An 18,910-nucleotide genomic window follows, 5' to 3' on the forward strand; every position below is an offset into this window, starting at 1 on the left:
GTAATGGATCCTGGCTTTCGCCAGGACGACGCTGGGAGAGAGTGCGCCTCACACGCCCGTCGTTGTGCTCGCTGTCGTAGCCCGCATGAGCGTAGCGACATGCGGGACCAGCGGCCCCGGATATCGCTACGCTCATCCGGGCTACAAGACTGCGCGTCTCAGCGGCAGGACAAGCCCGCGTCGATCGTGGTCCAGAAACCGCAATGTTCCGGCGCGAGTTGTGGCGCGCCGGCATGGGCTTCGAACAGATGGGCTTCGAACAGGAAGACCGCGACGGTGAAAACGATCAGGGCGGAGGAGAACAGGACGAAGCGGTTGCGCATGGGACTGCGTTTAATCGACATCATGGTCGAATGATGGCGTCGTCACCGGCTGAAACCATCCCGGCGCGCGATCCGTAGAGTCACGGTCGGCCATTTTCCGTGCAGGGCGGTGGTCGATGCGGGGCTGTCCGCTGTTGTTCCCAAGGGCGGCCCCGCTCGGCACATGTAGCCCGCATGAGCGCAGCGATATGCGGGACGGACCTACCCGGATATCGCTACGCTCATCCGGGCTACGGCACTGCCGTCACCGCGCCAGCCACTCCGCGACTTCCTTCTGCGACTCCGTGCGCGCGACCGCATCGGTGCCGAGATGGCCGTGCTCGGGCGCGGCGGCGTCGGTGCTGCCGGCAGCTGCGTGCAGCGGCGTGTTGGCGCGGTCGAAATCGTGATAGGCGCCGGGATAGACCACGATGCGCGCGAGCGCGCTGCGGCCATGCGCACCATCGACCATCTGGCGGCAGGCCGGCGGCGACGAGACGTCGTCATTGCCACCGATCAGCACCAGCGTCGGCACCCGTGTGCTCCAGCCGAGGCCTGCGGAAATCCTGCAGTCCGGATAGAACGCGATGGCGGCGCGGAAATCCGGGCCGACCTCGCGCGCAAGGTTTTGCGGACGCACGGCCCAGAGCAGCGCGCTGGCGCCATTCGCCCAGCCCATCAGGCTGACGCGGTCGCGCGCAACCCAGCTCTGTTTCATCAACCAGGCGCGCGACGCCGCGATATCGGTGACGCGTTCGCGCCGCGCCTTGACGTGGATGTCCTTGACGCGGCATTGCGGCCCGAGCTCACGCGAGCCGTAGCTGTCAGGGAGCAGCACGGCGTTGCCGGATTTGAGCAGCCGCTCGGCCCAGTCGCGATAGCGCGGCAGCACCGAATCGGCATGGCCACCGAGGCCGCCGCAGCCATGAAGCGCGATCACGGTCGGAAACGGCCCCGCGCCCTCGGGCTTGTAGAGCTGCGCATGCAGCACGCCGGACGCCAGCGGAATCTCGACCGGCTGCGGCGCCGGCGACGCTTGCGCGGCCGAGATCAGGAACGTCAGGAACAGGGCGGTTAACGGAAGGCGCATCGAACTTTGCCGTTGGATCCTTCGCTCAAGCACTATCACGCGGAAACGGCGCCAAAACATCACAAACCGGTGGGTTTACCGGGCGGACAAGCCACCCTATTTATGCTACATCCCGTCCAACACATCGTGCCCTCCAAGGTGACCCCGGAGCGGCCTTCCACGGAGACTTTCGACCGTGCTGAACAAGTTCGGCCCCTCGGGCCATGGCGAAGCGCAGGTGCAATATCTCGACGGCGACTTCCGCGTGATCTCGCCGGGGACCTTCGTGCGCTGCGCGATCACCGATACGCGCATCCCGCTCGACGAGTTGAAATACTGGAGCGTGGACCTGCAGGAAGCCTACGCCACACCCGCCGCCGTGCTCGAGCGACATTACCCGGGCGCGCCCAAGCCGCAAGCCTGAGGCCGCGGGCGCGCGTCTATTGCTGCTCCGCGCCATCCGTGCCCACGCAGGTTTTGATGAAACTCTTCCTGGGCTCGCCGACGATCTTCTGATCGATCGCCTGCTTGAGGCAATCCAGCCGCGCCTGCGCCATGCAGAGCTGCATCTGGTCGCGCTTGTCCTGTCCCTTCAGGTTCTGAGTTGTCGCGAGGCAGGTGACGCGCTTGGTCGCGGGCACCGGCACGGTGGTGGTTTGAGGAGCCGGCGGAGTCGTTTGTGCAAACACCGGCGCAATGATCAGACACACAAGGCTGGCGGCAACGGCGGCGAACGGCAACTTCATCGAACTCTCCTGGTCGTCTGAAACGGTTAGGAGTTTTGCGATGAACGACGCGTGAATGGCAGGCTGCTGTGTCGGATGGGCAAAGCGCAGCTGCCCTGCCGGCACAGCACGAGCGGTGCAGCTTTTTCACGAGGCATGTTCGCACGCACCAGAAATGCTGCTCGCACAGCCGAGACGATTTCCGTTATGCCGATCCGCGTTGCATCGAAGAGTGCTTGCACTCCGTGGTTAGTCATTTCGCGTTGTGGTTGGATTCTTTGTTGCGATTGGCGCTCTTAGGTTGTTTGACGAAGTCTTGGTGAAACAAAGCGCCGCTATGCTTCATCTTAGGTAATTGGCCCTGCTCTTTTTATCGCACAGACAATCAAGTCAACCAAACGGCCACTGAGCTCTGGAATTGGCGCAGTCTGTGAACGGGCTCATATCGAAGAGCCATCTGTCGGGCTACGATCACCTCGAAAATTCGCGGTGGATTATTTGGAAATCGAAAATCAACGATGGGGGTGATCATGCCCACCATATTAGACCTGCTCTATCGTGAATATTGCCGCGCCCGCCTCGCTGAAATGCGGAAACAGCTTCTGATCGCAGCTGAACGCTTTGAAGCTCTCGAAGCGCATCATCATCCGGATCAGGGTGACGATGAGAGGACGGACACACAGCGCAAGACCGGTCGCCGCGCGCCGAATTGAAGCGGCCCGAGACCGGCGATCTCTCCCGCGTAGCAGTGACCAAGCAGTTGGCAACAGTTTGGGAGGCAGCAATGAATACACCCGAGTACTATACCGCCATGGTAGCCTGCGTCTCGTGCCTGACCATTATCGGATTGATGGCCGTTGGGGCGTGGTGAGCATGATTGACTGCTGAACCGCAATCGCAGGCCGTTGCCGAGGTCGCTGGCAAGCACGTCCGGTCGGACGACGGCGCGGACGCAGCACGCAGCGTACAGCATGGTTCGTCAACGGAGGCTGGAAGGCCTTCGCCTCGGCTTGCAAACATTATTCCTGCTGTGAGGTGAGCGTTGCCGCCGCTTCGGACTGCGGCGGCTTCGCTTCAGATCCGGATGTCAGCTTCCGGGCGGGGTATACGAAGAGCGCAGCTTCGCCGCGTTCTGGCGGACCTGCTTGATCTCGTCCTGCGTGAACAGCCGCGTCAGTTTCACGTTCTGCAGGGTGCCCGCCGTGACGGTCAGGCCGGAAATGGCCGGAGCCGCACCCGGATCAGGCACATCGAAAATCACCAAAACGCCTGGGCCGTCGGCCGCAACGCTGAACATCGAAATCAGCTTTCCGCCGGCCGCTTCGATAAGTTTTCTTGCCGCCTCCTGACGATCGGTCTTGGGGTTCTCCAAAATGGCATTGAGAGCGCGTGGTGTGTATTGTCCGGTGAGGCAAAAATGCATGGCATGTTCTCCTCTGGGTTTTTGGCAATGACTTTCCCTGCCGTTCCGAACTCGTCGTTACGGCCGCTGCATCTGAAATGATGAAGGTACTGCCCGCCGTGGGCATAAACGCCGTCGATGATTTCCGGGAGTTCGGCACGTCCCGGTGACGGCTCTCATGAAACGCTACATCAACTCCCGAACGTGCGGAAGAGAATTCGTCAGCCGCGACATGTCACCTCGGTTGCCACATATCGCACCCGCGCATGAAATGCTTTTCGTCACACCGTGCGTCCACAACGAGCGCGGTTCGCCCGCCGTCCGACATTATCGCCTGCCGAATCTTCGCTCGCGCGCCTTGTAGAGATGATCGCTGATCAGTTGCCGGAGCGTAGCCGGGTCGTCGAACTCGAGCTGGACGGCGAACGGCACGATGCCGTCCGGCACGCCTTCGCGGCCGTGCAGACGCGCGAGATCCTTTTCCGTCGTCACCAGTGTTTGCAGCTCGCGCTGCGCCTCCGCGGCGAGAGTTGCGATCTCGTCGTTCGAAAACATGTGATGATCGGCGAAGGCGCGCGTGCGTGCGACTTCGATACCGCCAGCGCGCAAGCTGCGGAAGAACCGTTCGGGATCGCCGATGCCGGCGAACGCGAACACCGGCTTGCCCAACAGTCTAGCGACCGACCCGGCGTCGGGTTTCAGCCGCGCGCGCAGCTCCGGCTTGTTGCGCCTGGCAAGCTCGGCGGCGACAGCGTCGGCGGCGCGGCCGCCGCCGATCAGGACCAGCGCGTCGGTGCGCGCAAGCTGCGCCTTCAGCGGCGCACGCAGGGGACCGGCCGGAAACACCTTGCCATTGCCGAGGCCGCGCTCGCTGTCGATCACGATCAGCGAGGTGTCCTTGAGAAGACGCGGGTTCTGGAAGCCGTCGTCCATCAGGATCACGGTGGCGCCTTGCGACTTCGCCAGCACGACGCCGTCGAGGCGGTCGCGCGCAACTGCAACAGGGACGTCGCGCGCCATCATCAGCGGCTCGTCGCCGACGTCGGACGCGGTGTGACGCATGCCGTCGACCATCACCGGGCCCTTGAGGCTGCCGCCATAGCCGCGGCTGAGCACCACCGGCGTCTCGCCGAGCTCGCGCAGGAGCTTCGTCAGCGCCAGCACGGTCGGCGTCTTGCCGGCGCCGCCGACATGATAGTTGCCGACGCAGATCACGGGGATGCCGGCGTCGACGCCCTCGCGCAGCATCCGCCGTTCCGTGATCGCGCCGTAGAGCGCACCCAGCGGCCCCAATGCGTACGATTCGAGGGAACGTGGCCGGTACCAGAAGGCCGGCTCACGCATTGGCGGCCCCCATCTCGATCCGCAACTGCAAGAGATAAGGCTCGAGCGCGGTCATGGTGCGGTTGAGCGCGCCGCCGAGATCCTCGACCACGCCGGCGCCCGACTGCTGGATCTTCTTGCGCAGGGCAGGATCGGCGAGCAGCTGGCCGAGCTGCTTGATCAGTAGTTCCTGCGTGTCGGCTTGGCGCGCGCCGCCGCTGTGATCGAGCGCCTCGTAGACATCGGCGAAATTGAAGACGTGTGGACCATGGACGATGGCCGCGCCGAGCTTGATCGCTTCGATCGGATTCTGGCCGCCATGATGGATCAGCGATCCGCCCATGAACACGATGTCCGAGAGGCGATAGAACAGGCCGAGCTCGCCCATGGTGTCGGCGACATAAACGTCGGTGGTCGCGGTCGGCAGCTCGTCGCGCGAGCGCAGGGCCGGCTTCAGGCCGGAGGCCGTGATCAGGCCTGTGATCGAGGAGCCGCGATCCGGATGGCGCGGCACGATCACGGTCAGGAGCTGCGGGAAGAAACCGGTGAGGCTGCGATGCGCCGCCACCAGCATCTCCTCCTCGCCCGGATGGGTCGAGGCCGCGACGATGATCGGACGCCCGCGCGTCATCGCCATCAGCCGTTCGAGCTTGGCGGGATCGGCCGGGGGCGCCGGCACGTCGAGCTTGAGATTGCCCGTGGTGACGACGTCGCGGCCGCCGAGCGTCGAGAAGCGCTCGGCATCGGTCTTCGACTGCGCCAGACAAATGTCGAACCGCGACAGCAGCGCCGAGATGGTGCCTTGCATCCGGCGCCAGCGCGGGAACGAGCGCGGCGACATCCGCCCGTTGATCAGCACCATCGGCACGCGGCGCGCGGCGCCGGCCAGGATCAGGTTCGGCCACAGATCGGATTCGATGAACAGCGCCAGCGACGGCTTCCAATGGTCGAGGAAGCGCGCGACATAACGCGGGGAATCATACGGCACGTATTGATGGATCACGTCGGGCGGAAAACGCTTTGCCACAATAGCAGCCGACGTGACAGTGCCCGAGGTGAGCAGAATGCGCAGGTTCAGATCGCGCAAGCGCTCGATCAGCGCCGCCGCGGCGAGGACCTCGCCGACGCTGGCGCCGTGAATCCAGACCAGCGGACCGTGCGGCCGCACGTCCCGGGACAGGCCCCGCCGTTCGCTGACCCGCGCGGGATCTTCCTTGCCCTGCTTCAGGCGCCGCTTGATCAGCACAGGCGCGAGCGGCACCAGGCCACGCGCCAGGCGCCGGTACATCCGCAGCGTCAACGGCAGCGAGCCGGGCAGCGATTTAGGCATCTGCAGGTCCCGGCCGGCCGAGTTGCGCATAGGCTTGGCGGGTCGCCTCGTTCAAGGTCTCCTCCAGCTCGAGCCGCAGCGCTTCCATGGTGGCGGCGTTCGCATCCGGCGGAACGTGGATTTCCTTGATGCCGACCAACGCGCCCCGCCCGAACGGCAGGTTGATGGTGGTGCGGTCCCAGTTCTTGAGCCGGATGAAGCGGCTGGTCGCCATCGCAAAAGGCATGATCGGCCGCCCCGATTCCCGTGCCAGCATGATGATGCCGAGCCCGGCCACGCGCGAGCGCTTGGGGACGTCGGCGGTCAGCGCGACATTACAACCGTCCTGGAGCGTCCGCACCATTTCCTTGAAGGCACCGACCCCGCCTTTGCGGTGAAACGCGCCGCCATGGTCTCCGGACCCGCGGATGGTGCCGATGCCAAGCCGCTCGGCGGCAATCGCGTTGAACTCGCCGTCGCGGTGACGGGAGATCAGGACCCTGGCCTTGTACCAGTCCTTGTTCTTGATGAAGGGGGTGAGGAAATGCTGGCCGTGCCAAAACGCGAAGATCGCCGGGATCTGCGGCTCGACGCGGTCATAGACGTCCGGCGGATCGAACGTGAATTTGTTCGTCCGCCAGACCAGACGCAGATATTCCGCCGCCAGGATTCCGACGGCACGCTGAACGAAGCTGCTCCTCAGCGTATTGCGAAGCAGCTTTTTCAACGCGCCGGTTCTTGATTCGGGTCGAGCAGCCGATGGAGATGGACGATGAAATAGCGCATCTGCGCGTTGTCGACCGTGCTCTGCGCCTTGGCGCGCCAGGCGGCGTGCGCGGTCGCATAGTTCGGATAGAGGCCGACGATCTCGACGTCGTCGAGGTTCTTGAAGGTGTTGTGCTCGAGATCGACGAGTTCGCCGCCGACGACGAGGTGGAGCAGTTGTTGCGGGGCACTATCTGGCATCGGTTCTGTTCCTAACGGGCTGCCCGGCAAAGCAGTGTTCGACAAGCACGAGAAAGCGCTTCACGGCAAGGGGCGGTTTCGAAAATGCGAGACAATGTTCGCATGACGATCGCGACCCGCTGCCACCAGCACCCCATGCGTGACTTGCCGGCGGTTATAGAGGATGGGATCTCCGGAGAGATCGCTCATCCTACCATCGGCTTCCTGCACGATCAAATCCGCCGCCGCAAGGTCCCAATCATGACTGTTGCCGCCCGCAAAAGCCGCATCCAGCGCGCCATGGGAGACCCGGCACAGCCGCAGCGCGAGCGAACCGATTCGCGGATGCAGCTTGATCTCGCCCAGTGACGGCTTCAGGCGCTCGACCAGGGGCTTCGGACCCGCGACACGCGAGAAGTCGAGCTCGGACCCAGCCGTCGCCCGCACCGGCACATCGTTGAGGGTCGTGCCCTGGCCGCGGGCGGCGAAGAAGAACTCATCGCTGGTCGGCGCGAACACCGCGGCCAGCACCGGCGAGGCGTCCTCGACCAGCGCGACGCTGACGCACCATTCGTCGTGGCCGTTGAGGTAGTTGCGGGTGCCGTCGATGGGATCGACGATCCAGGTCATCCGCCGCGACAGCCGCACCTCATCGTCGGCGCTCTCCTCCGACAGCCAGCCATAGTCGGGCGTCGCCGCGCGCAGGCGCGCTTCCAGAAGATCGTTGACGGCGATGTCGGCTTCCGAGACCGGCGAGGACGCGCCCTTGGTCCACTTCTTCAGCTCGGTGCGGAACATCGACTGCGCGAGTGCGCCCGCCTCCCGCACCGTGTCTTGCAGCAGCGCCGCGTCGCGCGTCAGGATGGCTTCGCCTGTTGCGTTCGCGTCAACGTCCGCCAAGCGTCAAACCCTCGATGCGCACCGTCGGCGCATTGACGCCGTAGCGGAACTCGAGATTGTTCGCCGGCTGCATCGACTTGAAGATCTCGAACAGATGGCCGGCGATCGTCACCTCGCTCACGGGATAAGTGAGTTCGCCGTTCTCGATCCAGAAGCCGGAGGCGCCGCGGCTGTAGTCGCCAGTCACGCCGTTGACGCCCGAGCCGATCAAATCGGTGACGTAGAACCCCTGCTTGATGTCGGAGATCAGTTCGGCCGGCGTCGGCGTGCCGGGTTCAAGATGCAGATTATACGGCCCGGGCGACGGCGAGGAGGAGACGCCGCGATGGGCATGGCCGGTGGTGGTGAGACCGAGCTCACGCGCGGTGGCGCAATCGAGCAGCCAGGTCGTCAGCACGCCTTCGTCGATCAGCGCGATCTTCTTCACGGCGACACCTTCAGCGTCGAACGTCTGCGAGCGCAGGCCGCGTTTGCGCAGGGGATCGTCGATGATGCGGATGTTCTTGGCGAACAGCTGCTGGCCGAGCTTGTCCTTCAGGAAGCTGGTCTTGCGCGCAATCGAAGCGCCGTTGATGGCGCCGACGACGTGACCGACCAGCGAGCCCGCGACGCGCGGATCGAACACCACAGGCACTTTGCAGGTCTCGACCTTGCGCGGATTGGCGCGCGCCACAGTGCGCTCGCCCGCGGAACGGCCGACGATCTCGGGCGACAGCAGATCGGCACCATGCGGCGCCGAGGTGAAATCGTAGTCCCGCTCCATGCCGGTGCCGTCGCCGACAATGGCGGTGGCGGAGATGCCCTGGCTGGAACGCAGGTAAGAGCCGTGGAAGCCGGTGCTGGTGACGAGCACCATGCCGCCCATTCCGGCAGAGGCCGAGGCGCCGCCGGATTTGGTCACGCCCTTCACTCCGAGCGCCGCAGCCTCGGCTTCGAGCGCGCGGCGCTCGAGTTCCGAGGTGGCGGGCACGTCAGGGTCGAGCAGATCGAGATCGGGGAAGTCGCGCGCGAGCAATGCGGGATCGGCAAGGCCGACATATTTGTCGTCGGGCGCAACACGCGCCATCGCAACCGCTCGCTCGGCAAGCTTGGTCACGGCATCGCCGCTGGCGTCGTTGGTGGAGACCACCGCCTGGCGCCGGCCGACCAGCACGCGCAAGCCGACATCATCGCCCTCGGAACGCTCGGATTCCTCGACCCGGCCGTCGCGGACCTCGACGCCTTGCGAGACGCCACGCACGGCGACCGCATCGGCCGCATCCGCGCCGGCGCGCCTGGCAGCCTCCACCAGCCGCTGCGCGAGATCGGAGAGCGCAGACTGGTCGAACAGGTCGCGGCTGGCTGTGGACGAATTCTTGGGTGAAAGCGTCGAGCTTGGTGAAGGGTTCACAAACGAAATCCTGTTGGGGCGGGCTGCGGGACCGGAACCCACAGATGTGCCCTGATCGCGCGGACTTCAAGCATTTTCAACCCACCAAAAGCTCAGATTCGCACCTTGCGCGCAACGTCTCGTCAATCATGCGCGCCAAGGTCTTGTCAATCATGCGCGGCGGTGAGGTTGGATTAACCAGCCTTTTTAAGCGGTTTCGGAAAGGCCCGCGCTAAGGTCCTCGCATCGACCGGGAACATAATCCTGGCGGGGAGAACTAAAGCCGTGAGGCGTCAAACAGCAACAAGCGGGATCACTCCCGCCGGGTCGAGCCGCTCCCTGCGGCTCGACCCCCTTTCCCTTCCGGTCCGCTTCGATGCGCATGATCCGCGCGCCGACGGATATGTCCGGCAGATCGAGCTTCATCGCGAACGTGTCGTGCTGCACCGTGCCGTCCGCGGCATGCGGATGGCGATCAACGTCCGCGTCAGCGACTTCATCGGCGTCGCGCTGCGCGGCAACGACGAGGCCCAGACCCTCGTCCTCGTGCATCGCGATCCCTCGCTCTCCATTCCGCTGCTGGTCAGCGCCGATGGCGACGAACTCGTTGAGGCCTGGGCGATCTGGAGCGAGCTGTTCGCGCTTCCGCAGCTCGACGAAGGCGCACGCCAACCCGCGCCGCGGCGTCGCCGCGCCAACGCGATCCGCCACCGCCGTCCGAAATTTCTGATGCGCCGCCGCACCGGTGTCGCACGCGAGTTGTCGGTGCATCGCGACGAGCGCGAGATCATCGCGCGGAGTTAGGCCGCTCGCAGCACCGCGTCGGCCAGCAAACCCGCAAAGAGCAACAGCCCCGCATCGCGATTCGAGTAGAACAGGCGCTTGCAGAGATCGCCGTCGCTGATATTCAGCCGCGCGATCTGCGAGGCCAGATGCACGGCGAAGGCCACAAGTCCGAGCCAGGCCGGCCAGCGCGCATCGCCCGACGCCAGCGCCACGCCGATCAGCAGCACCGCCAGGCCGTAGAACAGGATCAGCGCCTGGTGCGTATGCGCGCCGAACAGGCGCGCGGTGGACTTGATGCCGATCAGCGCATCGTCCTCTGCGTCCTGATGCGCGTAGATCGTGTCGTAGCCGATCACCCAGGAAATCGAGCCGGCATAGAGCACGAGTGCGGTGACGTCGATGCGCCCGAAGGTGACGGCAAATCCCATCAGGGCGCCCCAGGAGAACGCAAGCCCGAGCACGATCTGCGGCCACCAGGTGATGCGCTTCATGAACGGGTAGATCGCGACGATCAGCAGTGAGGCAATGCCGGTCAGGATCGCGAAGCGGTTGAACTGCAGCAACACCACGAGCCCGATCAGCGCCTGCGCGACCATGAAGGCCAGCGCCTGCTTCGCGCTCACCTGGCCCGACGGCAGCGGTCGCGAGCGGGTGCGCTCGACCTTGTCGTCGAGGTCACGGTCGGTGATGTCGTTCCATGTACAGCCTGCCCCCCGCATCACGAAGGCGCCGATGAAGAACAGGACGATGGTGAGCGGCAGGCCGCGGACGTCATGCGCCATGCCGGCGGCGAGCGCCGCCGACCACCAGCACGGCATCAACAGGAGCCAGGAGCCGATCGGACGATCAAAGCGGGACAAGCGCAGATAAGGCCGCGCCCATTGCGGCGCACGCGTATCGACCCAGTTGCCGGTGGAATCGGCAACTCGGGCGGATGTGTCGCTCATCGCGTCAGGACGTTGCCGTTGAGTGTATCGAAGGTGCTGCCGCCCTTCTTGCCGGCATTGGCCTCGGGCGCCGAGCCCGAACCCAGCACTTCGCTCAGCGACGGACCGGCCGGTCCGCGCGGCTGGTTCTGCATCTGCTGCGCGACGTTGCAGACCTTCGCCGTCATGGCCTCGGTGTTCTTGTGGCCGTCCTTCATCTGCGCGCCGACCTGCGCCGGAATCCCGCATTTCGAGGCGTTGGCCTCGATGTACTTGATCATCTTGGTCTCAGCCTGGCTGAAGTTGCGGATCAGCTTGCAGGCCTCGTCAGGCGGAGCGTGACGGTCGCTCGCGGCCTTGATCAGCTTGCCGCGCTTTTCGGCATCCTCGCGCAGAGGCATGAAGGCCTTCATGCAGTCCTCGCCGGGACCGGCTTGCGTCGGCGGCGCCGCGCTGAAGGCGCCGGCGCCACCGACAGGCGCGGCGCCGTTCACGGGGAAGGACGATTGCGGCGCGCCGCCGACGGAGGCGACGGGCGCCGAGCCGTTCACGGGCGGAAACGCGGAACTTGTTGGGGCCTGGCCCGGCAGCGGCGCAGGGAAACCCTGCGCATAGGCACAAACGGCGCCCATCGTGACCATGGCGGCAGTGATCGGAACCATCAAATGACGGATCATCAAGGCAGTCTCTCCGGCAGGAGCTTGCGGGGTTCGGCGTCTTCCCAATTGAAGCGCAACCAGCGTGCTCGCGATTTTACGATTCCCGCCGGCCCTTAACAACCCGTTGAATAGGGCAGGAGCGCGGCGCGCCGACGCACCATTTTGGCAAAATTTACCCCGAAACTACTGCTTTCGGCTAAGAACGGCGGCAAATCGGACCTTTGAACCATGCCCTCCCACGATTTCCGCGGCCCCCGCCTGTTCGTCGATGCCCCCCTTGCCCAGGACGGCAGGGTCGAGCTCGACCGCGACCAGAGCAATTATCTCGGCAATGTGCTGCGGCTTGCCGCCGGGGCCGAAGTCTTGGCATTCAACGGCCGCGACGGCGAGTGGCAGGCCGCCATTGAAGGCCGCAAACGGCCGGACGGCCTCGTCATCCTCCAGCAGACCCGGCCGCAGGACCGGCTGCCCGACCTCTCTTACGTCTTCGCCCCGCTCAAGCACGCCCGGCTCGATTATATGGTGCAGAAGGCCATTGAGATGGGCGCTGCCTGCCTTCAGCCGGTGTTGACCCGGTTCACCCAGGCTTCCCGCGTCAATACCGAGCGGATGCGCGCCAATGTCGTCGAGGCGGCCGAGCAATGCGGCATTCTCAGCATCGCCACCGTTGCCGAGCCGGTGCCGCTGGAGCGCTTCCTGACCCAGCGCGCCGCCGGCAGGCTGCTCGTCTTCTGCGACGAGGCGGCGGAGCTTGAAAACCCCATTCAGAGCCTGCAAGGCGCAGGCGCGGCAGAGGGAATCGACGTGCTGATCGGCCCCGAAGGCGGCTTTGCCGGGGAAGAGCGGGCGCTGCTGCTGCGGCAGCCGAATATCCTGCGGCTGGCGCTGGGACCCCGGATCATGCGGGCCGACACGGCCGCGGTGGCCGCGCTGGCGCTGGTGCAGGCGGTGCTGGGCGATTGGCGTGGCAAAATGGCCTGATGCCGATATTGGCCGACCGTTAAGCGATTGATCCTTTGGAGGTCGAAACCGCTTTCGGGCCATGCTAAGGCCTGCGGCAATTCGCTCCCCTTGCTTGCCCTGCCCGGTTCCACCGGGACGATGGACCCCGACATGACTGCGACTGCCACCTCAAATGCTGCCGGCTCCGCCGCCTGGGCGGACACGCTGCTGCTGTCGTTCGCGCAGGCGGGCTATGTCAGGGCCGAGCCCGCGATCCTGCAGCCGGCCGAACCGTTCCTGGATCTCTCCGGCGAGGACATCCGCAAGAGCCTGTACCTGACCACGGACCTCTCCGGCGAGGAGCTGTGCCTGCGCCCGGACCTGACCATTCCGGTGGCCCGCGACTACCTCAGCTCTGGCCGTGCCGGCCAGCCGGCCGGGTTCAGTTATCTCGGCCCGGTGTTTCGCTACCGCAACGGCCAGAGCAACGAATTCCTGCAGGCCGGCATCGAATCGTTCGGCCGCCAGGACCGCGCCGCGGCCGATGCCGAGATGCTGGCGCTGGCGCTGGAGGCGACCGCCGCCTTCGGCGTCCGCGACGTCGAGATCCGCACCGGCGACGTAGCGCTGTTCAACGCGCTGCTCGACGCGCTCAACCTCTATCCGGTCTGGCGCCGCCGCCTGGTCAAGGATTTCAACCGCAAGATCAGCCTGGAGCAGGATCTGGAGCGGCTGGCAGCCGCGACGACCGCGACCCGCAGCGAATATGAGGGCGTGCTCGCGGCGCTCGCCGGCTCCGACCGCAAGGCGGCACTCGCTTTCGTCACCGATCTGATGTCGATCGCCGGCACCACCAATGTCGGCGGCCGCAGCACGGCCGAGATTGCCGACCGCTTCCTCGAGCAGTCGACGCTGAAGGGCGGTGCGCTGCCGCGCGAGGCCATCGCCGTGCTCAAGCGTTTCCTGTCGATATCGGGTAACCCCGATGACGCCGTCGCCGAGCTGCGCGCGCTCACCAATGACGCGAAGCTCGACCTCAGTGCTGCGGTCGACCAGTTCGAAAGCCGGGTCGGCTTCATGGCCGCGCGGGGCATCGATGTGAAGGGAACGCGCTTTTCGACCGCGTTCGGACGCGGGCTCGACTACTACACCGGCTTCGAATTCGAGCTGCATCACCGCGGCAACGGGGCCGAGCCGCTGGTTGCCGGCGGCCGCTATGACGGGCTGATGACCCAGCTTGGATCGGCCGAGCCGATCCCTGCGGTCGGTTTCTCGGTCTGGGTGGATGCGCTGACCCGGATCGGCCGCAAGGTGGGAGCTTAAGTCATGAGCGCGCCATTCGTTCTGGCCGTTCCCTCCAAGGGCCGCCTGCAGGAAAACACCGAGGCCTTCTTCGCCCGCGCCGGGCTCAAGCTGTCGAAGGCGGGCGGCGCCCGCGACTATCGCGGCACGCTCGCGGACCTCGACAATGTCGAGGTCGCCTATCTCTCGGCGAGCGAGATCGCCTCGCAACTGTCCCGCGGCTCGGCGCATCTCGGCGTCACCGGGGAAGATCTGGTGCGCGAGACCATCGCGGACGCCGACAAGCGCGTCTCCCTGATCGAAGGCCTCGGCTTCGGCTATGCCGACGTCGTCGTCGCGGTGCCGCAGGCGTGGATCGACGTGCGCACCATGGCCGACCTCGACGACGTCACCACCGGCTTCCGCGAGCAGCATCACATGCGGATGCGGGTCGCGACCAAGTTCATCAATCTCACCCGCGCCTTCTTCCAGAGCCAAGGCATCACCGATTACCGCATCGTCGAAAGCACGGGCGCGACCGAAGGCGCGCCGGCCGCCGGCAGCGCCGAGTTGATCGTCGACATCACCACGACCGGCGCGACGCTCGCCGCCAACGGATTGCGGGTGCTCGACGACGGCGTGATCCTGCGCAGCCAGGCCAATCTGGTCGCCTCAAGGGACGCCGATTGGTCGCCGCAGGCGCGGGAGACCGCGCGAGTCATCCTCGATCACATCGCGGCGCGGGCGCGGGCCAACAAATACCGCGAAGTCCGCACCCGCTTCCGCCAGTGCGACGCGGCCATGCTCACCGAGGCCCACGAGCGCTTCGGCGTCGAAGCCCCGTTCGGCGGACCGACCTCGTCAGGCATGCTCACGCTGCACTGCCCGCCGGGCCAGCTCTATGCACTCGCGAGCTTCCTGCGCGGGCATGGCGCCGAGACCGTCTCGGTGGTTTCGCTGGATTACGTGTTCGACCGGGAGAACCCGCTGTTCGCCAGGCTCGAGGCGTTCCTGCGGCAGTGAGCCCAAAGTTTGTTGAGCAATTCCGTTCAGCGTAGCGACAGCAAACGGCAGCTACCATATGCTGTCGAGATGACCTTGCAAGAAAACCTGATCGCCTCTGGAACCTTGATCCATGACGCTGGGCTCTGACGTTTCCGGCATGACGACCACCGCGGCCAGCGCCGCCGCGAAGGGACTGTCGATTGTCGTCCCGCTCTACAACGAAGCGGCGGGCCTCGCCGCCCTGCACCAGCGCATCTGCGATCTCGCAAAGACCTTGCGGCAGCGCTACCACCTGGCTTGCGAGATCGTTTATGTCGACGACGGCAGCGCGGACGCGACGCTGTCGATCGCCCGCGCACTGCCGGCCGACGCGGTCGACGTCCAGGTGGTGTCGCTGTCGCGCAATTTCGGCAAGGAGGCCGCGCTGATGGCCGGCCTCGACCATGCCCGGCTCGGCGCGGTGCTGTTCATGGACGGCGACGGCCAGCATCCGCCGTCGCTGGTCGAGCGACTGGTGCGGCACTGGATCGAGGACGGCTACGACGTCGTCTATACCGCCAAGGCGCATCGCGACAACGAGCCGTTCCTGCGGCGGCTCGCCGGGCGCGGCTTCTATGCGCTGATCAATTGGGGCGCGCGCCAGAAGATTCCGGAAGACGCCGGCGATTTCCGCCTGCTGTCGCCGCGCGCGGTCGCAGCACTGCGGCAGCTGCCGGAGCGCAACCGCTTCTTCAAGGGCCTTGCGAGCTGGATCGGCTTCCGCCAGATCCGCGTCGATTACGAGCCCGCACCGCGCACCCATGGCGTGACAACCTTCAGCGCCGCGCGTCTGCTTGGTCTTTCGATCGAAGGCGTCACCTCGTTCTCGGTGGCGCCGCTGCGCTTCGCCAGCCTGCTCGGCGTGATCCTCGCCGGCGGAGCGTTCCTGTTCGGTCTGTCGATCCTCTGGGAGGTCCTGACCACCGGCAAGCAGGTGCCCGGCTATCCCTCACTCGTGATCGGCCTGATGACGATCGGCGGCGTGCAGCTCATCATGATCGGCATCGTCGGCGAATATATCGGCAAGATCCTTTCCGAGCTGAAGGCGCGCCCGATCTACTTCGTCGCCGAGCACAGTGAAAAGCATTTCGAGACCGACAAGGCCCAGGATGCTTCAAGCCTGGACGCCTCGAAGAGGACGGCGGCCGAATGAGCGCGGCCGCGCCGCCACGGCGGATCTGGCTCTGCGCCGACGATTACGGCATCAGCCCGGGCGTCAATCGCGCCATCCGCGACCTGATCGAACGCGGCCGTCTCAACGCCACCTCGGTGATGATGGTGGGACCTGCGGTCGAGCGCAGCGAGATCGAGGCGCTCCAGACGGCGGCGCAAGCGAGCCCGCGCTGCGCGATCGGATTGCACGTGACATTGTCGGCACCGTTCCGGCCGCTCACCATGCATTTCCGCCCGCTCGACGGCGACATGTTTCTCCCGTTTCCGAAGCTGCTCCGCGCCGGTCTTGCGCGAAGGCTCGACCGCGAGTTCTTTCGCAACGAGGTCAAGGCGCAGCTGGCAGCCTTCGCGAAAGCGTTCGGGCGCGCGCCTGACTTCGTCGACGGTCATCAGCATGTGCAGCTCTACCCGCAGGTGCGCGACGGATTTGTCGACGCAGTCGCCGAAGCCGCGCCAAAAGCCTGGGTGCGCCAGGGCGGCCGCGACCTGCCCCTGATGCAGCGGCTGGCCTCGCCGAAAGCCATGGTGCTGGATATCCTCAGCGCGCAATTCCGCCGCCGTGCCGGCAGCGCGGGCCTCAGCTTCAATCCCGGTTTCGCCGGCGCCTATGATTTCACGCAGGCCGCCGATTTCGGTGCGCTGATGCGGCAATTCCTCGAAGGCCTGCCGGATGGCGGCCTCATCATGTGTCATCCCGGCTTCGTCGACGACATCCTCACCGGGCTCGACCCGATGACGGATGTCCGCGAACGCGAGCACGCCTATCTCGCCGGCGATGCCTTCGCGCGCCTGCTGACGGACAGCGGCGTCACGCTGGGGTGAACCGGTGGAAGTTTGCGAGAAAGCCGCCCGCGAGGCAGCTTGTCGCATACCGAAATTTAATCCTGCCGGCACTGTTGGGGCCACAATGGAACCCTACATCTGCCTCGCGCTTGTTTTGCGCAAGGGAGACTGACCATGACGCCGCAGGAACGCCAGCTCGTCGACGAGCTTTTCGATCGGCTTTCGAAACTGGAAAATGCACCGCGCGATCCCGACGCGATCGCCGCAATCTCCGACGGCCTGCGCAAGGCCCCCGGCGCTGTCTATGCGCTGGTTCAGACCACGCTGTTGCAGGACGAGGCGCTGAAGCGCGCCCACAACCGCATCCAGGAGTTGGAGGCGGGGCAGGCGCCCGAGCAGGCGCAGTCCGGCGGTTTCCTGGACACCATGCGCGACACGCTGTTCGGCGGGGGTCCATCGCGCGGCTCGGTTCCGAACGTACCGCCGCGTGACTCGCGGCCGGTCTGGAACAGCGGCCAAGCGATGCAGCAGCCTCAGCCCGGTTACGGCCAGCCGCCTTATGGGCAGGCATACGGTCAGGGTCCAAATCAGGGTCCAGGCCAGGGCTATGGCGCGCCGCCGGTCGGCGGTGGCGGCTCGTTCCTCGGCACGGCGGCGGCAGCCGCGGCCGGCGTCGTCGGCGGCTCGCTGCTGCTGTCCAGCATCCGCGGCATGATGGGCGGACCGCACCAGCAGGCTTTTGGCGACACCAATGCCCTGGGCGACCGCAGCGCTGGTGGAGGCCCCTGGAGCGGCGGCGACCAGTCCGGCGGATCGCTCGCGCGCGATGCCGGCCTCGACGACATCGGCTCGAACCGCGACCGCGGCGATGCGCCCCGCCAGGGCTTCGCCGACCACGCATCGAGCGACGACCAGAATTACAACGATCAGAACGACAATGTCGACCTCGCCGACGACAGCGATTTCGGCGGCGGAGACGATGGCGGCAGCGATTACGCCTGACGCTTCTTACCCGTGCTCCAAACGAGAACGGCCGCCGATGAGGCGGCCGTTTTTGGTTCCGGGCACTATGCGCCTACATCACGACGACCTTGGTGCCGACGTTGACGCGGCCATAGAGATCGATGACGTCTTCGTTGCGCATGCGGATGCAGCCCGAGGAGACGTTGGTGCCGATGGTCCAGGGCTCGTTCGAACCGTGGATACGGTAAAGCGTCGAGCCGAGATACATCGCGCGCGCACCGAGCGGATTTTCCGGGCCGCCTTCCATATGCCTCGGCAGGTCGGGACGGCGCGCGATCATTTCCGCCGGCGGCGTCCAGGCAGGCCATTCGCGCTTGGCCGTGATCGACTTCACGCCGGACCAGGTGAAGCCGGGACGCCCGACGCCGATGCCGTAGCGCATCGCACGACCGCTGCCCTCGACCAGATAGAGGAACTTGTTCGGCGTATCGACCACGATCGTGCCGGCGCTTTCGTTGCCGCTATAGTCAACGAGTTGTTTCTCGAATCTCGGATCGAACTGACGCTGCCGCGGATCGACCGCCTCCTGCTGGAGACCTGCGCCCTGTGTCTGCGGCTCGCCCATCGGCGGCAGGCGACGCTGGTCATAATAACCAGGCTGCTGTTGGTACACCGGCTGCTGCGGAGCGTAGGCCGGACCGCGGCCGGGCCCGTCGCCGAAGATGAACTCGATGAAGCCGCCGCCCATGTTCGAATTGGAGGCGACACGCACCGGCGCAGGCGGCACCTGCGGCTGGTACAGCACCGCGGGCGGATCGTTCGGCACGCTATTGTCGAAGGCGCTGGCGCTGTTGACGCCGGCAATGAAGGTGCAAGCGCTGCCAAGCAGCGCAACAGACATTTTCTTGAACATCGACGTACTCTGTACTGTTTCGTCTAGATCACATGCGTCGTGGCGAGGTGATGGCTGATCCGCACCCGCGACGTGGTCAATAAAGAGCAAAAGCCG

The 18,910-nt window shown here is 65.6% G+C and carries 22 protein-coding genes; 9 read left to right on the plus strand and 13 right to left on the minus strand.

What is annotated here, in order from left to right; translation table 11 throughout:
* Positions 1-158 precede the first annotated feature (158 nt).
* Positions 159-347: a hypothetical protein gene (locus ABIB90_RS25970; RefSeq protein WP_354201621.1), complete on the minus strand. Its 189-nt coding sequence runs from the start codon at positions 345-347 to the stop codon at positions 159-161.
* Between the two features lie 220 nt (positions 348-567).
* Positions 568-1,392, minus strand: coding sequence for a dienelactone hydrolase family protein (locus tag ABIB90_RS25975; protein WP_354201622.1), 825 nt, complete (start codon positions 1,390-1,392; stop codon positions 568-570).
* A 175-nt stretch (positions 1,393-1,567) separates the two neighbouring features.
* On the opposite strand from ABIB90_RS25975, the gene ABIB90_RS25980 reads away from it, so the two are divergent.
* Entirely contained in the window at positions 1,568-1,795 is a 228-nt protein-coding gene (locus ABIB90_RS25980) for a DUF2093 domain-containing protein (protein WP_007596922.1), read from the plus strand.
* A gap of 16 nt (positions 1,796-1,811) precedes the next feature.
* Here the strand turns inward: ABIB90_RS25980 and ABIB90_RS25985 are convergent, their stop codons facing one another.
* Positions 1,812-2,117, minus strand: coding sequence for a hypothetical protein (locus ABIB90_RS25985; RefSeq protein WP_007596923.1), 306 nt, complete (start codon positions 2,115-2,117; stop codon positions 1,812-1,814).
* A gap of 497 nt (positions 2,118-2,614) precedes the next feature.
* Between ABIB90_RS25985 and ABIB90_RS25990 the strand changes: the two genes are divergently transcribed.
* Positions 2,615-2,809, plus strand: a complete 195-nt coding sequence (locus ABIB90_RS25990) for a hypothetical protein (RefSeq protein WP_083869876.1) — start codon at positions 2,615-2,617, stop codon at positions 2,807-2,809.
* A 374-nt stretch (positions 2,810-3,183) separates the two neighbouring features.
* Here ABIB90_RS25990 and ABIB90_RS25995 read toward each other — a convergent pair whose 3' ends face one another.
* The 7 genes from ABIB90_RS25995 to ABIB90_RS26025 all read right to left on the minus strand — a co-directional run bounded on the left by ABIB90_RS25995 (position 3,184) and on the right by ABIB90_RS26025 (position 9,365).
* Positions 3,184-3,519: a GYD domain-containing protein gene (locus ABIB90_RS25995; protein WP_007596925.1), complete on the minus strand. Its 336-nt coding sequence runs from the start codon at positions 3,517-3,519 to the stop codon at positions 3,184-3,186.
* A gap of 306 nt (positions 3,520-3,825) precedes the next feature.
* On the minus strand, positions 3,826-4,842 hold the full coding sequence (gene lpxK, locus ABIB90_RS26000; RefSeq protein ID WP_354201623.1) for a tetraacyldisaccharide 4'-kinase: 1,017 nt from the start codon (positions 4,840-4,842) through the stop codon (positions 3,826-3,828).
* Positions 4,835-6,181 (minus strand): 3-deoxy-D-manno-octulosonic acid transferase, encoded by a 1,347-nt coding sequence (locus ABIB90_RS26005; protein WP_354201624.1) that lies wholly within the window; start codon positions 6,179-6,181, stop codon positions 4,835-4,837. Before ABIB90_RS26005 ends, lpxK begins: the two co-directional genes overlap by 8 nt.
* Positions 6,144-6,857: a lysophospholipid acyltransferase family protein gene (locus ABIB90_RS26010; protein ID WP_007596928.1), complete on the minus strand. Its 714-nt coding sequence runs from the start codon at positions 6,855-6,857 to the stop codon at positions 6,144-6,146. Before ABIB90_RS26010 ends, ABIB90_RS26005 begins: the two co-directional genes overlap by 38 nt.
* Positions 6,854-7,096 carry a DUF4170 domain-containing protein gene (locus tag ABIB90_RS26015; RefSeq protein ID WP_007596929.1) on the minus strand — a complete coding sequence of 81 codons (243 nt, stop codon included), beginning with the start codon at positions 7,094-7,096 and terminating at the stop codon, positions 6,854-6,856. The genes ABIB90_RS26010 and ABIB90_RS26015 overlap by 4 nt, the downstream gene beginning before the upstream one ends.
* 60 nt (positions 7,097-7,156) lie before the next feature.
* Entirely contained in the window at positions 7,157-7,975 is an 819-nt protein-coding gene (locus tag ABIB90_RS26020) for an inositol monophosphatase family protein (protein ID WP_219685579.1), read from the minus strand.
* Entirely contained in the window at positions 7,962-9,365 is a 1,404-nt protein-coding gene (locus ABIB90_RS26025; protein WP_354128663.1) for a TldD/PmbA family protein, read from the minus strand. Before ABIB90_RS26025 ends, ABIB90_RS26020 begins: the two co-directional genes overlap by 14 nt.
* Before the next feature lie 264 nt (positions 9,366-9,629).
* On the opposite strand from ABIB90_RS26025, the gene ABIB90_RS26030 reads away from it, so the two are divergent.
* Complete coding sequence (locus tag ABIB90_RS26030; protein ID WP_007596933.1) at positions 9,630-10,148, plus strand: DUF6101 family protein; 519 nt, start codon at positions 9,630-9,632, stop codon at positions 10,146-10,148.
* Here ABIB90_RS26030 and ubiA read toward each other — a convergent pair.
* Together ubiA and ABIB90_RS26040 are read right to left on the minus strand one after the other, a co-directional pair.
* On the minus strand, positions 10,145-11,077 hold the full coding sequence (gene ubiA / locus ABIB90_RS26035) for a 4-hydroxybenzoate octaprenyltransferase (protein ID WP_354201625.1): 933 nt from the start codon (positions 11,075-11,077) through the stop codon (positions 10,145-10,147). The genes ABIB90_RS26030 and ubiA overlap by 4 nt on opposite strands.
* The gene (locus ABIB90_RS26040) at positions 11,074-11,733 is read right to left on the minus strand and encodes a hypothetical protein (protein ID WP_007596938.1); all 660 of its coding nucleotides are present in this window, start codon (positions 11,731-11,733) and stop codon (positions 11,074-11,076) included. The genes ubiA and ABIB90_RS26040 overlap by 4 nt, the downstream gene beginning before the upstream one ends.
* Before the next feature lie 210 nt (positions 11,734-11,943).
* Between ABIB90_RS26040 and ABIB90_RS26045 the strand changes: the two genes are divergently transcribed.
* The 6 genes from ABIB90_RS26045 (at position 11,944) to ABIB90_RS26070 (ending at position 17,940) form a co-directional block, all read left to right on the plus strand.
* Complete coding sequence (locus ABIB90_RS26045; protein ID WP_354201626.1) at positions 11,944-12,696, plus strand: 16S rRNA (uracil(1498)-N(3))-methyltransferase; 753 nt, start codon at positions 11,944-11,946, stop codon at positions 12,694-12,696.
* A 132-nt stretch (positions 12,697-12,828) separates the two neighbouring features.
* Positions 12,829-13,980 (plus strand): ATP phosphoribosyltransferase regulatory subunit, encoded by a 1,152-nt coding sequence (locus ABIB90_RS26050; RefSeq protein WP_007596942.1) that lies wholly within the window; start codon positions 12,829-12,831, stop codon positions 13,978-13,980.
* Between the two features lie 3 nt (positions 13,981-13,983).
* Positions 13,984-14,961, plus strand: coding sequence for an ATP phosphoribosyltransferase (hisG, locus tag ABIB90_RS26055; protein WP_354201627.1), 978 nt, complete (start codon positions 13,984-13,986; stop codon positions 14,959-14,961).
* 112 nt (positions 14,962-15,073) lie between these two features.
* Positions 15,074-16,135, plus strand: coding sequence for a glycosyltransferase family 2 protein (locus ABIB90_RS26060; RefSeq protein ID WP_354168622.1), 1,062 nt, complete (start codon positions 15,074-15,076; stop codon positions 16,133-16,135).
* Positions 16,132-16,977, plus strand: a complete 846-nt coding sequence (locus ABIB90_RS26065; protein WP_354201628.1) for a ChbG/HpnK family deacetylase — start codon at positions 16,132-16,134, stop codon at positions 16,975-16,977. The genes ABIB90_RS26060 and ABIB90_RS26065 overlap by 4 nt, the downstream gene beginning before the upstream one ends.
* A gap of 135 nt (positions 16,978-17,112) precedes the next feature.
* Positions 17,113-17,940: a DUF2076 domain-containing protein gene (locus ABIB90_RS26070; RefSeq protein WP_354201629.1), complete on the plus strand. Its 828-nt coding sequence runs from the start codon at positions 17,113-17,115 to the stop codon at positions 17,938-17,940.
* Positions 17,941-18,013: 73 nt separating this feature from the next.
* On the opposite strand, the gene ABIB90_RS26075 is transcribed toward ABIB90_RS26070, so the two are convergent.
* Positions 18,014-18,814, minus strand: coding sequence for a L,D-transpeptidase (locus ABIB90_RS26075; protein ID WP_007596951.1), 801 nt, complete (start codon positions 18,812-18,814; stop codon positions 18,014-18,016).
* Positions 18,815-18,910 lie beyond the last annotated feature (96 nt).

Origin of the sequence: Bradyrhizobium sp. JR4.1 (assembly GCF_040548605.1) — a bacterium.
Taxonomy (GTDB): domain Bacteria; phylum Pseudomonadota; class Alphaproteobacteria; order Rhizobiales; family Xanthobacteraceae; genus Bradyrhizobium; species Bradyrhizobium canariense.

Excerpts from the sequence above, each read along its gene's own strand:
- ABIB90_RS25995 (WP_007596925.1), bottom strand. The coding sequence starts at position 3,519 with ATGCATTTTTGCCTCACCGGACAATACACACCACGCGCTCTCAATGCC.
- ABIB90_RS25975 (WP_354201622.1), bottom strand. The coding sequence starts at position 1,392 with ATGCGCCTTCCGTTAACCGCCCTGTTCCTGACGTTCCTGATCTCGGCC.
- ABIB90_RS26070 (WP_354201629.1), top strand. The coding sequence starts at position 17,113 with ATGACGCCGCAGGAACGCCAGCTCGTCGACGAGCTTTTCGATCGGCTT.
- ABIB90_RS26060 (WP_354168622.1), top strand. The coding sequence starts at position 15,074 with ATGACGCTGGGCTCTGACGTTTCCGGCATGACGACCACCGCGGCCAGC.
- lpxK (WP_354201623.1), bottom strand. The coding sequence starts at position 4,842 with ATGCGTGAGCCGGCCTTCTGGTACCGGCCACGTTCCCTCGAATCGTAC.
- ABIB90_RS25970 (WP_354201621.1), bottom strand. The coding sequence starts at position 347 with ATGATGTCGATTAAACGCAGTCCCATGCGCAACCGCTTCGTCCTGTTC.
- ABIB90_RS26065 (WP_354201628.1), top strand. The coding sequence starts at position 16,132 with ATGAGCGCGGCCGCGCCGCCACGGCGGATCTGGCTCTGCGCCGACGAT.
- ABIB90_RS26075 (WP_007596951.1), bottom strand. The coding sequence starts at position 18,814 with ATGTTCAAGAAAATGTCTGTTGCGCTGCTTGGCAGCGCTTGCACCTTC.
- ABIB90_RS26015 (WP_007596929.1), bottom strand. The coding sequence starts at position 7,096 with ATGCCAGATAGTGCCCCGCAACAACTGCTCCACCTCGTCGTCGGCGGC.
- ABIB90_RS26045 (WP_354201626.1), top strand. The coding sequence starts at position 11,944 with ATGCCCTCCCACGATTTCCGCGGCCCCCGCCTGTTCGTCGATGCCCCC.
- ABIB90_RS26050 (WP_007596942.1), top strand. The coding sequence starts at position 12,829 with ATGACTGCGACTGCCACCTCAAATGCTGCCGGCTCCGCCGCCTGGGCG.
- ABIB90_RS26005 (WP_354201624.1), bottom strand. The coding sequence starts at position 6,181 with ATGCGCAACTCGGCCGGCCGGGACCTGCAGATGCCTAAATCGCTGCCC.
- ABIB90_RS25990 (WP_083869876.1), top strand. The coding sequence starts at position 2,615 with ATGGGGGTGATCATGCCCACCATATTAGACCTGCTCTATCGTGAATAT.
- hisG (WP_354201627.1), top strand. The coding sequence starts at position 13,984 with ATGAGCGCGCCATTCGTTCTGGCCGTTCCCTCCAAGGGCCGCCTGCAG.
- ABIB90_RS25985 (WP_007596923.1), bottom strand. The coding sequence starts at position 2,117 with ATGAAGTTGCCGTTCGCCGCCGTTGCCGCCAGCCTTGTGTGTCTGATC.
- ABIB90_RS26040 (WP_007596938.1), bottom strand. The coding sequence starts at position 11,733 with ATGATCCGTCATTTGATGGTTCCGATCACTGCCGCCATGGTCACGATG.
- ubiA (WP_354201625.1), bottom strand. The coding sequence starts at position 11,077 with ATGAGCGACACATCCGCCCGAGTTGCCGATTCCACCGGCAACTGGGTC.